The sequence below is a fragment of the Loktanella sp. DSM 29012 genome, from assembly GCF_900110705.1.
Taxonomy (GTDB): domain Bacteria; phylum Pseudomonadota; class Alphaproteobacteria; order Rhodobacterales; family Rhodobacteraceae; genus Loktanella; species Loktanella gaetbuli.
Genome location: NZ_FOEJ01000001.1, coordinates 80295 through 93349, shown reverse-complemented (window position 1 = coordinate 93349; position 13055 = coordinate 80295). Strand labels below are relative to the sequence as shown.

The window sequence follows — 13055 nt, the reverse complement described above, 5'->3', positions numbered from 1 at the left end:
CGCATGGTCGACGACAACGCTGAAAACACCGCCTATGGTGCCGATTCCATCAAGGTTCTCAAGGGGTTGGAGGCTGTACGCAAACGCCCTGGCATGTACATCGGTGACACTGATGACGGGTCGGGCCTGCACCACATGGTCTATGAGGTTGTGGACAACGGCATCGACGAGGCACTCGCCGGTCATGCAGACCATGTTTACGTGAAAATTCACGCCGACGGATCGATTTCCGTGGGCGACAACGGGCGCGGCATTCCTGTCGACATGCACAAGGAAGAAGGCGTGTCAGCCGCAGAGGTCATCATGACCCAGCTGCACGCCGGCGGCAAATTCGACCAGAATTCCTACAAGGTGTCCGGCGGTCTGCACGGCGTCGGTGTGTCGGTGGTAAACGCGCTGTCCGACTATCTGGAATTGCGCATCTGGCGCAACGGCAAGGAGCATTTCGCCCGGTTCGAGGGGGGTTACACCACCGAGAGCCTGCGCGTGGTCGGCGATGCGAACGGGCGCAAGGGGACCGAGGTGCGGTTCCTGGCCAGCACGGAAACATTCAGCAACCGCGACTACGATTTTCACACGCTGGAAAAACGCCTGCGCGAACTGGCGTTCCTGAATTCCGGTGTCCGCATCATCGTCGAGGATGAACGCCCGGCAGAACCGCTGCGGACCGAGCTGTACTACGACGGTGGGGTCAAGGAATTCGTCAAATATCTGGACCGGTCGAAATCCTCGATCCTGCCAGAGCCGATTTACGTCAAGGGCGAGCGCGACGACATCGGTGTCGAGGTCGCGATGTGGTGGAACGACAGCTATAACGAGATGGTGTTGCCGTTCACCAACAACATTCCGCAGCGCGACGGCGGCACCCATATGGCCGGTTTCCGCGCTGCACTGACCCGCACGATCAACAATTATGCCCAGTCCAGTGGCATCGCGAAAAAGGAAAAAGTCAGCTTTACCGGTGACGATGCGCGCGAAGGTCTGACCTGCGTGCTGTCGGTCAAGGTTCCCGACCCCAAGTTTTCCAGCCAGACCAAGGACAAGCTGGTGTCATCCGAGGTGCGCCCAGCGGTCGAAAACCTTGTTGGTGAAAAGCTGGCCGAGTGGTTCGAGGAAAACCCTCAGATCGCCAAGGTGATTGTCGGCAAGATTGTCGAGGCCGCATTGGCGCGCGAAGCAGCCCGCAAGGCGCGCGAACTGACCCGGCGCAAGAACCCGATGGACGTGAACTTTCTCGCAGGCAAGCTGAAGGATTGTTCCGAAAAAGACCCGACCAAGACCGAAGTATTCCTGGTCGAGGGCGACTCTGCCGGTGGGTCTGCCCAGACGGGCCGTGACCGTGGCACGCAGGCGATCCTGCCGCTGAAGGGCAAGATCCTGAACGTCGAACGCGCCCGGTTTGACCGGATGCTGGGTAGTCAGGAGATCGGCAACCTTGTCATGGCGCTGGGCACCGGCATCGGGCGCGACGAATTCAACATCGCCAAACTGCGTTATCACAAGGTCATCATCATGACCGATGCCGACGTGGATGGCGCGCATATCCGCACGCTGCTTCTGACGTTCTTTTTCCGCCAGATGCCGGAGCTGATCGAGGGTGGCTACCTCTATATCGCGCAGCCGCCGCTTTATAAGGTGCAGCGCGGCAAGTCAGAGGTCTACCTCAAGGATCAGGCCGCGATGGACGAATACCTGATCGAACAGGGCATCGAGGGCGCCATGCTGCGGCAGGGCAACGGCGAGGAGATCACCGGGCAGGACCTGCGCCGCGTGGTCGAGGATGCGCGCAGCCTGCGCCGCGTGCTGGACGCGTTTCCGACCCATTACCCGCGCCATATTTTGGAACAGGCCGCCATCGCCGGGGCGTTTGCCCCCGGTGCGGTGTCCGAGGACCTGCAAGGCGTCGCGGACAAGGTCGCCACCCGTCTGAACCTGATCGCGCTGGAATGGGAACGCGGCTGGCAGGGGCGAATCACGCAGGACCATGGCATCCGTCTGGCCCGCATCTTGCGCGGCGTCGAAGAGGTCCGCACGCTGGACGGTGGTCTGTTGCGGTCCGGTGAGGCCCGCAAGACAGGTACCTTTACGCAGGCGCTGCGCGATGTCTATGAACTGCCCGCGACGCTGCATCGCAAGGATCGCCACCAGTTGATCAACGGACCGCTGGACCTGCTGGCGGCCATCCTCGAAGAAGGTGAGCGCGGACTGACGCTGCAACGCTACAAGGGTCTGGGCGAGATGAACCCGGATCAGTTGTGGGAAACCACGCTGGACCCCGACGCGCGCACGCTGTTGCAGGTCAAGGTGCAGGACTTGGCCGAGGCTGACGACCTGTTCACCAAGCTGATGGGCGATGTGGTCGAGCCGCGCCGCGAATTCATTCAGGACAATGCGCTGAACGTCGAACATCTCGATTTTTGAACGCTTGTCGGACCGCGCATGATGTTGCGCGGTCCGATTGCCCCTGCCTGTGACGGCGTGGGAATGATTGGGGCCGCCTCGCTATTCATGCAGGGTTTTGATCGGCATTTATCCCGTCTATCCATAGCCTGACCCAGAGGCAGGCACCCATGCAACGATTGACACTGACAGATGCGATTGGCGGCCTCCTGCTGATCGTGACGATGATCGCGCGCGGCATCTACGAATGGGGTGGCGGCAATGCTTTTCTGAATGTCTCGATGGTGTCCAGCGTGGCGGCGCTCGCCCTGTTCGCTGCCCATATTCCTTGGTCGCGGCGGGTGTTCCTGATCATCGGCATCGTTTTGACGATGATCGCATTGGTGGTCTTGCCGGATGGTCGCAGGGCGATCACCGAGGCGGTGATGCTGGTCAGTTTCATCACCGGGTTCTTTGCTGCGCTGACAACATTGCGCAGTGCGGCGCTGACCTCGGCCCCGATCGTCAGGACAGGTGAATTCCTCGCCTCACAGCCGCCGGGGCGGCGTTATCTGGCGCTGACCGCTGGCGGCGGATTGTTCGGGTTGATCCTGATGTATGGTGCGATCCAGCTCTTGGGGGGGCTTGCCGCGCAGAGTGTGACGTCGGAACCGAATCCCGAACGCCGCAGGCATCGTTTGCGCCGCATGCTCGTTGCGATCCAGCGCGGGTTCATCGCAACCTTGCCCTGGTCGCCGCTGGCGTTTTCCATGGCGATCTCGACCCAGCTGATCCCTGGCGCGACCTGGGCCGGGGCCGTGCTGCCCTGCGCCGTGTCGGGTGTGATCCTGGTTTGCATCGGATGGGCGATGGACAGCATCTTCAAGCCGCGCATCAGCGGCCCAGCCGCGACATTTGATCCGCCAGACGGCACGTGGTTGCGTCGGTTGATGCCGCTGCTGACATTGTTGCTGGTCATCGGGGCGGTGACGCTGGGCCTGCACCTGGGGACCGGGGTCCGCGTGGTTGGGGTCGTGATGATCGTCGTGCCTGTGATCGCGGTGCTGTGGATGGGGGAACAGGACGTGCTGAACCATCACAGGCATCCGGTGCTGCATGTCGCGGGACGGGCGCGGGATTATGCCATGACCGAACTGCCCGGAAACAGGTCCGAAATCGTGCTGCTGGCCATGGCGGGTTTCATCGGGTCGCTGGGCGCTGCCCTGCTATCGCCTGTCATCGTGTCGTCCGGCATCGACCTGTCGTCGGTGCCCGCCCCTGTCGTGTTGCTGGTCCTGTTCTGGACCATTCCGCTGGCAGGACAATTCGGGATGAACCCGATCCTGTCGGTGTCGCTGCTTGCGCCGTTGCTGCCTGCCCCGGCGGAAATAGGTGCCGCGCCTGCGGCGTTCATTGTCGCAATCACGGGCGGTTGGGCGCTGAGCGGGGCAACATCGCCCTATACCGCGTCCACCCTGCTGATCGCACAATACGGCAAGGTATCGGCAAGCCACGTCGGCCTGCGATGGAATGGCGGTTATGCCCTGACCTGCGGTGTCGTCCTGTCGGTCTGGGTCCTGATCGCACTGAAACTGCTGTAAACGGCAGCACTACCGGGCGACGCGGGGTCGCCCGGCAGTCGTGTCAGAGTTTGTTCATCGTGGGTTCGGTCATGATTGGCGTGGGGGTCACCACGGTGCCGTTGCCGGTTGGCGCGTTCTGGGCGCAGGCGGTCAGTGCGGCAAGTGCCGCTACGGTCAATATGATCTTGGTCATGCTCGGTTCCTCAAAAGATCGGGGTCTCCGTCTTAGTTGATGACGGTGTTGCCCAGGGTTGCAGTTTCCGCGTCGGCCCCGCTAGGGGCGTCGATCGTGGCAGGCGTATTCATGCCTGTTGTTGTACCACATGCTACAAGTGTGAGTGTTGCAAGAAGGCAAATGGCAATGCGCATGATGTTTCTCCGGTTTGTGTGTCCCGAAAACTAAGTCGCGCCGGCGTCTTGTCACGCTGCCGCCCGAAAAAAGGGCCCCGACGTCTCCGCCGGGGCCCTATGCGTGCTGTCAAAAAGGTGACGCTTACTCTGCGTCGCCTTCCTCTTTCTTCAGCTCTTCGCCGGTGGACTGGTCGACCATCTTCATGGCCAGACGCACCTTGCCGCGATCGTCAAAGCCCAGCAGCTTGACCCAAACCTCCTGGCCTTCTTTCAGCACGTCAGAGGGGTGGTTCAGGCGGCGATTTTCGATCTGGGACACGTGCACCAGACCGTCACGTTTGCCAAAGAAGTTCACGAAGGCACCAAAGTCGACAAGCTTGACGACCGTGCCCTTGTAGATGACGCCTTCTTCGGGTTCGGCCACGATCGAGTGGATCATGTCGTAGGCCTTCTTGATCGCCTCGGCGTCGTTGGATGCCAGCTTGATCACACCGTCGTCGTTGATGTCGACCTTGGCGCCGGACACTTCGACGATTTCGCGGATGACCTTGCCGCCGGAACCGATGACTTCACGAATCTTGTCGGTCGGGATCTGCATCGTCTCGATCTTGGGCGCGTGGACGCTGAATTCAGCGGCCCCGGTCAGTGCCTTCGACATCTCGTTCAGGATGTGCAGACGGCCTTGCTTGGCCTGCTCCAGCGCCTTTTTCATGATCTCGGGCGTGATGCCTGCGATCTTGATATCCATCTGAAGCGACGTGATGCCGTTTTCGGTGCCAGCGACCTTGAAGTCCATGTCGCCCAGGTGGTCTTCGTCACCCAGGATGTCGGACAGGATGGCATAATCGCCGTCGTCTTCCATCACCAGACCCATGGCCACACCGGCAACAGCCGATTTCAGCGGCACACCGGCGTCCATCATGGACAAGGAGCCACCGCAGACGGATGCCATCGAGCTGGACCCGTTGGATTCGGTGATCTCGGACACGATGCGGATGGTGTACGGGAAATCGGTCGCAGCCGGCAGAACGGCCTGCAACGCACGCCATGCCAGTTTGCCATGACCGATTTCACGACGACCCGGAGAACCCACGCGGCCAACCTCGCCCACCGAATAGGGGGGGAAGTTGTAGTGCAGCATGAAGTTGGATTTATACATGCCGGTCAGGGCGTCGATCATCTGTTCGTCATCGCCGGTGCCCAGCGTGGTGACGACCAGACCCTGCGTTTCACCGCGGGTGAACAGGGCTGAACCGTGGGTCCGCGGCAGAATGCCGGTTTCGGACACGATGTCGCGAATCTCGTCCAGCTTGCGCCCGTCGATGCGGCGGCCGTTTTTCACGACATCGCCACGCAGAACGCTTGATTCCAGCTTTTTCAGCGCAGGGCCGAGGTTTGCGTCTTCTTGCTGTTCTTCGTTCAGGGCGTCGATGATGTCCTGCTTGGCCTGTGCTACGGCAGCGGTGCGTTCCTGCTTGTCCAGGATCGCGTAGGCGTCGCGCATTTTCTGCTCGCCTGCCGATTTTACGGCAGCATACAGATCGTCGTAGTTCGGCGGCTGGAAATCGAACGGTTCCTTGGCACATTCCTCGGCCAGGTCGATGATCAGGTCGATGACGGGCTGGATCGCGTCGTGGGCAAACGTCACGGCGCCCAGCATTTCGTCTTCGGTCAGCTCGTAGGCTTCGGATTCGACCATCATCACGGCGTCTTTGGTGCCGGCGACGACCAGATCCAGACGCTGCTCGGGGTTCATGCGCAGGTTGTGCATGTCGTCGATTTCAGGGTTCAGGATGTATTCACCATCCGTATAGCCCACGCGGCAGGCCGCGATCGGACCCATGAAGGGCGCGCCGGAAATCGTCAGTGCAGCGGAGGCCGCAATCATGGCGACCATATCGGGGTCGTTGACCAGATCGTGGGACAGCACGGTGCACATCACCAGCACTTCGTTCTTGAAGCCGGGGACGAACAGCGGGCGGATCGGACGGTCGATCAGACGTGCCGTCAGTGTTTCTTTTTCGGTTGGGCGTGCCTCACGCTTGAAAAAACCACCGGGCACCTTGCCTGCGGCATAGTATTTTTCCTGGTAGTGCACTGTCAGCGGGAAAAAGTCCTGACCCGGCTTTTGCTTTTTCGCAAATGTCACGTTGGCCATGACAGAGGTTTCGCCCAGCGTGGCGATCACGGTGCCGTCGGCCTGACGGGCAACCTTGCCGGTTTCGAGTGTGAGCGTCTCTTCGCCCCACTGCATGCTTTTCTTGAATTCTTTGAACATCAGTTCTTCCTTATCGGGCGTTTGGCCCTGTTGCGTAGGGGGCGTATTCCCCCTGACCCCGGTATCTTGTTCGGCGCTGGGGTCCGGGCGCCTGTCTTCCTCAAGATATCTGGGCCTTATCCGAATTCCGCCCACTTGGGAAGGGTCAGGCGAATCGTGGACTTTTCCGCAGTTGCGCAGGGGCAGTTTTCATCTTGATGAATTTAAAAGCAGTCGCTTGATTTAATTCAATTGGACCGAGATGGGTGCATTTCGCAGCCGAATTTTCTGTTTGTCGGGGTATCTTTGGGCGCATCTAACTGCTGATGGCGATACTATCAGGAATGGGCTGCGATGTCGCAGCTTCAAGCTGGGGAACACGAAATGACAACAAAACTGTTGGTCGGTCTTGATGGCCATGACAGCGGCGTAAGGGCATTGAAACATGCACAGGCGCTGGCGAAACTGATCGGGGACTGCGAACTGGTCATCGCCTACGTGATCGAATGGTCGCCGTTCGCATTCCAGACCGCCGAGGAAAACGCCCTGCGCCACAAACGGCGCGAGGAAGAAATCGATCTGGCAAAATCGCGGATCGTCGAACCGGCTGTCGCCCAGGTCATCGCTGATGGTCAAAAGGCCAGCGGCGTGGTGCAGCACGGTAACGTGTCCGACACGCTGGACAGACTCGCGCGGAAACACGAGGCGGAACAGATCATCGTGGGCCGTGTCGCGGATACCGGGATCGGCGCGCGGTTTTTCGGCAGCTCGACATCCAACCTGGTGATGCAGGCGCGCGTGCCCGTTACCGTCGTCAACTGAAAGGGCAGATGATGAAATACCTCTATTCCCGATTCTTGATTGCGCTGTCGGCGCTGATGTTCGCGGCACCGGCCAGCGCGCAGGGTATCGACGAAACCATCAATCAGGCCTTTGCGAATGCAACCGGCCCCTATGTGTCCCTGATTTTTTCCAACCTGCCGGGGACCAATTTCCCGTGGATCGTGATGTGGCTCGTCGTTGGGGCGGCCGTCTTCACGATCTACTTTGGCTTTGTGCAGTTCCGTTATTTCGGTCACGCCATTTCGCTGGTCAAAGGTGACTATTCCGACCCCAACGACGCGGGCGAAGTCAGCCATTTCCAAGCGTTGGCGACGGCCCTGTCGGGCACCGTGGGTCTGGGCAACATCGCGGGCGTCGCGGTTGCTGTTGGCATCGGCGGACCGGGGGCCACGTTCTGGATGATCCTTGCGGGTCTGCTGGGCATGGCGGCCAAGTTTACCGAATGCACCCTGGGCGTGAAATATCGCAATGAATACCCTGACGGCACCGTGTCCGGCGGCCCGATGTACTACATGAAAAAGGGTTTCGCCGAACTGGGTCTGCCCGGTGGTGGTGTCCTGGCGGTGCTGTTTTCCGTCTTTTGCATCCTTGGTGCACTGGGTGGTGGCAACATGTTCCAGGCGAACCAGGCGCATGTGCAGATCACGCAGATCACCGGTGAATATCCCGGCTGGATCACGGGCATCATCTTTGCCTTGATCGTGTTCGCGGTGATCGTGGGCGGCGTCAAATCCATCGCGCGCGTCACCGAAAAGGTCGTGCCTCTGATGGGGGTCATTTATGTCGGTGCGTCGCTGATCATCCTGATCGCCAACTACAACCTGATCGGTCAGGCCTTTGGCCAGATCTTTGCCGGGGCATTTACCGGTCTGGGTGTTGCGGGTGGTCTGGTCGGCGCACTGATCCAGGGGTTCCGCCGTGCCGCGTTTTCGAACGAGGCAGGTGTCGGGTCCGCTGCGATTGCGCATTCGGCCGTGAAGACAAAGGAACCCATCACCGAAGGGTTCGTCAGCCTGCTGGAGCCGCTGATCGACACGGTCGTGATCTGCACCATGACGGCGCTGGTCATCACGATTTCCGGTCAGTTGATCATGAACCCCGAAACGGGCCTGTTCGTCCTGAACGAGGCAGGAACCGCAATTCAGACGGTTGACGGAAACACAGGTGTCGCCCTGACGTCGGCGGCCTTTGGGTCCACCATTTCATGGTTCCCCTTCGTGCTGGCAATTGCCGTGGTGCTCTTTGCATTTTCGACGATGATCAGCTGGTCCTACTACGGGCTGAAGGCATGGACCTATCTGGTCGGTGAAGGCAAGAACAAGGAAATCGCGTTCAAGATCGTTTTCTGCCTGTTCATCGTGATCGGTGCCTCTGCCAACCTTGGTCCGGTGATCGACTTCTCCGATGCCGCGATCTTCTCGATGGCCGTGGTGAACATCTTTGCGCTGTATTTCCTGATGAAAATTGTCCGTCGGGAATTGATCAGCTACGGCACGCGGTTAAAATCGGGCGAGATTCGCAAGTTCGAATACTGATGCAAACCACTTGAAACGCGAAACGCCCGCCGGATAACCGGCGGGCGTTTTTGCGTTCTGGGGTGGAGGTCAGACGTCGTCGCCCAACTTGCCCTTGACCGTGCCGGACACGTCCTGCGCAGAGCCTTTGACCTGCTGCGCCTTGCCTTCAGCTTCCAGTTCTTCGTTGTCGGTGGCTTTGCCGACCGCTTCCTTGATGGAACCTGCGGCCTTGTTGCCAGCTGCTTTTGCCTTGTCTGTGAGTTCACCCATTTGAGTTCTCCTGTTTGTTGCAGGTGCGACGATAATCGTCGTGACACCCTGCTTGGAAAGAGAACGCAAAAGGCGTGTTTTGGTTTCACCGAATCTGCGCGTCGGCAAAATTTTTCCGCTTCAACGCAAAACACCCGCCGGATATCCGGCGGGTGTTCCTTGATGCGTTAGGCGCTGGGCGTTAGGCGCTTAGCGGCGCAGGCCCAGACGCTTGATCAGGTCTTGGTAGCGCGCTTCGTCCTTGGACCGTGCGTAGTCCAGCAGCTTGCGGCGCAGGGCAACCATCTTCAGCAGGCCGCGACGGCCGTGGTTGTCTTTCTTGTGGGTCTTGAAATGCTCTGTCAGCGTCGCGATGCGGCTGGACAGGATCGCAACCTGAACCTCGGGCGAACCGGTGTCGCCTTCCTTGGTTGCGAATTCTTTCATGATCCGTGCTTTTTCTTCGGGTGTAATCGACATCGGGGTCTCCTGTTTAAAAAGGGTGAATGGCGCAATCCGGGATGTCGTCCAGAAAGGCCCGTGGAGGGTGGATGCGTGCCTATAGTCAGCGCACGACCAAAAGAAAAGCAGTTTATGCAGCAGGTGTCAGGACCACGGTGTCGAGGTCCAGTTCGGTCACCCCCAGTAGACGCGCCGCCGGTGCCCCGTCGGCGAACAGCGTCAGGCCATCGCCGTCGGTCTGTGTCGACAGTTCTGGCGGTGAGTTGTCGTATGTCAGTTCGATCGTGTCATGCGCGGCGTTGTAATCCGAGATCGTCGCACCGGCCCTGACATTCATGACAAACAGATCGCTGCCGTCGCCGCCGTGCAGGATGTCGTCCTGACCAGCGATCAGGGTGTCATCGCCGTCGCCCCCATTGATAAAATCCTGTGTCCCGTCATCGTCGTTGCCGTTCATGAGATCGTCACCGCGTCCACCGAACATGGTGTCACGGCCCTCTCCTCCGGTCAGGGTGTCATTGCCCCAACCGCCCTCGAGGATATCGTCACCAGCGTCGCCGGACACGGTGTCATTCCCCTGACCCGCGTTGATCCGGTCACTGCCATCGCCGCCCGACAGGCTGTCACTGCCACCTTTTCCAGTGATCGTATCGTCGCCTGTGCCGCCGTCCATGGTGTTGTCGGTTTCATCACCGGACAGGATATCATCGTCATCCGTGCCCTGGGTCCGGGCAATCGCGATCCAGCGGGGATCGTTCTGCGTTCCGTCATCAAGGGGGACATAATCGCCCCCGTCTGCGTCATCCCCCGCGGTTTCGTCGACCTGCACCATGGCGAGAACATCCGTGCCACTGGCGTCCAGCATCTGGTCAAGGCCCGCCATCTGGCTGGTGTCGTCAGCAGAGGCACCGCTGACCGTTTGATCGTCGTCCTCGGTATCGTTTTGCATGTAAACAAGGCCGCCCATGGCGAGGCCGAACAGTCCAAGAAACCCAAGCATTCTGACATCCTTTGAATTGGAACGCCCCCGGTCCAGTCGCGATACCGGGGATACCATCAAAAACGGCCAGGCCTATGGGTGAACTGACTCTTAGGTTAACGCCCCGAAGTGCGGCAGGAAGGCGTTCAGCACCGCCTGTGGATTTTCCTCCATCGCGAAATGGCCGGACCGGCAGGCATTGCCGGTGACATCGCTTGCCCAGCCGCGCCACAGGTCCAGCGGGTCGCCGGTGCGTGCGGGAAACCCGCCTTCCGCCCAGAGGAATCGCAGCGGTGCAGCGATCCGTGCGCCGGCTGCGCGGTCTGCCTCGTCCAACGGTCTGTCGAAAAACGCACCGGCACGGTAGTCGGCACACATGGCATGAACGCGCGCCGGATCGGCCATCTGCGCGCGGTAGGATGCCAGTGCAGCAGGGGTAAAATCGTCCAACCCTTTTGCCAATGTCCAGGCGCTCAGTGTCCAGTCGGCGTAGCCCGCACCGTCCGCGCCGATCATCCGTTCGGGCAGTGGGGCAGGCTGTGCGAGGAACGTCCAATGATAGGCCGCCATTGCCAGATCGGCGTTCCATGCGCCCCAGAAATCCCCGGTCGGGACGATCTCGATGATACCCAGACGGTCGATCCGCTTGGGATGGTCGAGCGCAAAGCGGTAGGCCACCCGTGCGCCCCGGTCGTGTCCCAGCACATGCGCACGATCGATGCCAAGCGCATTCATCATGTTGGCAATATCTGCGGCCATCGTCCGTTTGGAATAGGTGCTGTGTTCCGAGTTGTCCGGTGGCGCATCGCTGTCACCGTAGCCGCGCAGGTCCGGCACGATCACGTCGAAATGCCGCGCGAATGTCGGGGCGACCTTGGCCCAGCAATGGTGATTTTGCGGATAGCCGTGCAGCAGGATCAGCGGCATGCCTTGTCCGGCGCGGTGCACGGACAAATGCACATCGCCACAATCGATCCGGGTCTGTGTAAATCCGTCGATCATGACCATGGCTCCGGCTGGGTGGCGTAGCTGACGTATAGTGGATGGCGCGGATGGCCATGCTTTGTCAGGCCCAGTGTATGCAACATCAGCCCGCTGTCACGCAAAAGCGCGCGGACCGTCGCCGCGCGGTCCAGATGAACACCGTGGACGCCCCAGCCTGCGACGACCAATCCGGCATTGCGGCACATGTCCAACAGCAGGCGGTCGTTGTCGGGGCCGATGGGCGCTGTAGCAGATTTCAGGTCGCGCGGATCGGTTGCGCGAAAGGCGAACAGGTTGGCGATGATCAGCCCACCGTGACCGCCAGCGCGGGCGCGCGCCTCGCAGCGTGCAATCGTGGGGTCGTTCGCGGCCTCGGTCGCGGTGGACGGGTTCAGCATGACAAAGGCCAGCGTCGGGGCATCGCCCCAGCGTCGTGTCAGCGCATAGCGGTAGCTGTCGCAGTCCGAATAGACCGCCGTGGACACGGTGCCATCGGGTGCCGTGAAATGCCGTGTAACTGTGCCGTCAGGCGTCGTCATGGCGTACAAAGACGCGGCTGGGGTGGATTTCGGATCCCATCAGGCGGCCAACGGCGACCGCCTGCCCCTCGTGCGATGCCCAGACTTCGGTTCCGTAGTCGATGCCGTTTGCGATGACCGTGGCTGCGTTGCCGTTGCGCAGCGGACCCAGGCTCGCTGTCATGCAGGTGACCTCTGGCATGTCGTGCAAACCCACCTCGAGCGGCAGCACATGGGCGTCCAGTTCCGGCGTGCGGGCCAGCGCATCGATCCGGTCCAGCGTCAGGCCATCCTCGGCCTTGAACGGGCCGGACCAGATGCGGCGCAACTCGCGCACGTGACCGTAGCAGCCCAACGCCTGACCCAGATCGCGGGCAATGGACCGGACGTAGCCACCCTTGCCGCAGACCATTTCCAATGTGACGTGGTCCGCATCTGGGCGGTCGTCCATCAGCAGACTGTCGACCCAGAGGGGGCGCGCCGCGATATCCATTGCCTCGCCGTCGCGGGCGCGTTTGTAGGCGCGTTCACCGTCGATCTTGACCGCGGAAAACTGCGGCGGGACCTGTTCGATGTCACCGACGAACGCGCCAAGTGCTGCCTTGATTTCGTCGTCCGTGGGGCGCGCGTCAGAGGATGCGATGACCTCGCCCTCGGCGTCGTCGGTATTCGTGGCCTGTCCCAGCCGCACGGTGAATGTATAGGCCTTCAGCGCGTCGGTGATGTAGGGCACCGTCTTGGTGGCCTCGCCCAGGGCGATGGCCAGAACGCCGGTTGCATCGGGATCGAGTGTGCCCGCATGGCCTGCCTTGTTGGCGTCCAATGCCCAGCGCACCTTGTTCACAACGCTGGTCGAGGTGATTCCGGCGGGTTTGTCCACGACCAGCCAGCCCGAAATATTGCGACCCTTTTTGCGACGACCCATGTCATGCT

Annotated in this window: 12 protein-coding genes; 4 read left to right on the top strand and 8 right to left on the bottom strand. The window is 60.7% G+C overall.

Annotated elements, in window-relative coordinates:
* Window positions 1-3 precede the first annotated feature (3 nt).
* Both gyrB and BMX27_RS00455 read left to right on the top strand, forming a co-directional pair.
* Window positions 4-2421, top strand: coding sequence for a DNA topoisomerase (ATP-hydrolyzing) subunit B (gene gyrB / locus BMX27_RS00460; protein ID WP_090157981.1), 2418 nt, complete (start codon window positions 4-6; stop codon window positions 2419-2421).
* A 149-nt stretch (window positions 2422-2570) separates the two neighbouring features.
* Window positions 2571-3980: a hypothetical protein gene (locus BMX27_RS00455; RefSeq protein ID WP_090157980.1), complete on the top strand. Its 1410-nt coding sequence runs from the start codon at window positions 2571-2573 to the stop codon at window positions 3978-3980.
* 43 nt (window positions 3981-4023) lie between these two features.
* Here the strand turns inward: BMX27_RS00455 and BMX27_RS16985 are convergent, their stop codons facing one another.
* The gene (locus BMX27_RS16985; protein ID WP_256212343.1) at window positions 4024-4155 is read right to left on the bottom strand and encodes a hypothetical protein; all 132 of its coding nucleotides are present in this window, start codon (window positions 4153-4155) and stop codon (window positions 4024-4026) included.
* 300 nt (window positions 4156-4455) lie between these two features.
* Window positions 4456-6591: a polyribonucleotide nucleotidyltransferase gene (pnp, locus tag BMX27_RS00450; protein WP_090157979.1), complete on the bottom strand. Its 2136-nt coding sequence runs from the start codon at window positions 6589-6591 to the stop codon at window positions 4456-4458.
* Window positions 6592-6954: 363 nt separating this feature from the next.
* Between pnp and BMX27_RS00445 the strand changes: the two genes are divergently transcribed.
* Together BMX27_RS00445 and BMX27_RS00440 are read left to right on the top strand one after the other, a co-directional pair.
* On the top strand, window positions 6955-7392 hold the full coding sequence (locus BMX27_RS00445) for a universal stress protein (protein ID WP_090158685.1): 438 nt from the start codon (window positions 6955-6957) through the stop codon (window positions 7390-7392).
* A gap of 11 nt (window positions 7393-7403) precedes the next feature.
* Window positions 7404-8948, top strand: coding sequence for an alanine/glycine:cation symporter family protein (locus BMX27_RS00440; protein ID WP_218144637.1), 1545 nt, complete (start codon window positions 7404-7406; stop codon window positions 8946-8948).
* Window positions 8949-9017: 69 nt separating this feature from the next.
* Here BMX27_RS00440 and BMX27_RS00435 read toward each other — a convergent pair whose 3' ends face one another.
* The 6 genes from BMX27_RS00435 to truB form a co-directional block, all read right to left on the bottom strand.
* A complete protein-coding gene (locus tag BMX27_RS00435) occupies window positions 9018-9200 on the bottom strand; it encodes a CsbD family protein (RefSeq protein ID WP_090157977.1) in 183 nt (60 codons plus the stop codon).
* A gap of 189 nt (window positions 9201-9389) precedes the next feature.
* A complete protein-coding gene (rpsO, locus tag BMX27_RS00430; protein ID WP_056029334.1) occupies window positions 9390-9659 on the bottom strand; it encodes a 30S ribosomal protein S15 in 270 nt (89 codons plus the stop codon).
* Window positions 9660-9771: 112 nt separating this feature from the next.
* Window positions 9772-10641 (bottom strand): calcium-binding protein, encoded by an 870-nt coding sequence (locus BMX27_RS00425; RefSeq protein ID WP_177172613.1) that lies wholly within the window; start codon window positions 10639-10641, stop codon window positions 9772-9774.
* A gap of 90 nt (window positions 10642-10731) precedes the next feature.
* A complete protein-coding gene (locus BMX27_RS00420) occupies window positions 10732-11622 on the bottom strand; it encodes an alpha/beta fold hydrolase (protein WP_090157975.1) in 891 nt (296 codons plus the stop codon).
* Complete coding sequence (locus BMX27_RS00415) at window positions 11619-12143, bottom strand: DUF1643 domain-containing protein (protein WP_090157974.1); 525 nt, start codon at window positions 12141-12143, stop codon at window positions 11619-11621. Before BMX27_RS00415 ends, BMX27_RS00420 begins: the two co-directional genes overlap by 4 nt.
* The gene (truB, locus tag BMX27_RS00410; protein ID WP_090157973.1) at window positions 12130-13047 is read right to left on the bottom strand and encodes a tRNA pseudouridine(55) synthase TruB; all 918 of its coding nucleotides are present in this window, start codon (window positions 13045-13047) and stop codon (window positions 12130-12132) included. The genes BMX27_RS00415 and truB overlap by 14 nt, the downstream gene beginning before the upstream one ends.
* Window positions 13048-13055: the final 8 nt, after the last annotated feature.

Coding starts and splice junctions, on each gene's coding strand:
- BMX27_RS00435 (WP_090157977.1), bottom strand. CDS start 9,200: ATGGGTGAACTCACAGACAAGGCAAAAGCAGCTGGCAACAAGGCCGCA.
- pnp (WP_090157979.1), bottom strand. CDS start 6,591: ATGTTCAAAGAATTCAAGAAAAGCATGCAGTGGGGCGAAGAGACGCTC.
- truB (WP_090157973.1), bottom strand. CDS start 13,047: ATGGGTCGTCGCAAAAAGGGTCGCAATATTTCGGGCTGGCTGGTCGTG.
- BMX27_RS00445 (WP_090158685.1), top strand. CDS start 6,955: ATGACAACAAAACTGTTGGTCGGTCTTGATGGCCATGACAGCGGCGTA.
- gyrB (WP_090157981.1), top strand. CDS start 4: ATGGTCGACGACAACGCTGAAAACACCGCCTATGGTGCCGATTCCATC.
- BMX27_RS00415 (WP_090157974.1), bottom strand. CDS start 12,143: ATGACGACGCCTGACGGCACAGTTACACGGCATTTCACGGCACCCGAT.
- BMX27_RS00425 (WP_177172613.1), bottom strand. CDS start 10,641: ATGCTTGGGTTTCTTGGACTGTTCGGCCTCGCCATGGGCGGCCTTGTT.
- BMX27_RS00420 (WP_090157975.1), bottom strand. CDS start 11,622: ATGATCGACGGATTTACACAGACCCGGATCGATTGTGGCGATGTGCAT.
- BMX27_RS16985 (WP_256212343.1), bottom strand. CDS start 4,155: ATGACCAAGATCATATTGACCGTAGCGGCACTTGCCGCACTGACCGCC.
- BMX27_RS00455 (WP_090157980.1), top strand. CDS start 2,571: ATGCAACGATTGACACTGACAGATGCGATTGGCGGCCTCCTGCTGATC.
- rpsO (WP_056029334.1), bottom strand. CDS start 9,659: ATGTCGATTACACCCGAAGAAAAAGCACGGATCATGAAAGAATTCGCA.
- BMX27_RS00440 (WP_218144637.1), top strand. CDS start 7,404: ATGAAATACCTCTATTCCCGATTCTTGATTGCGCTGTCGGCGCTGATG.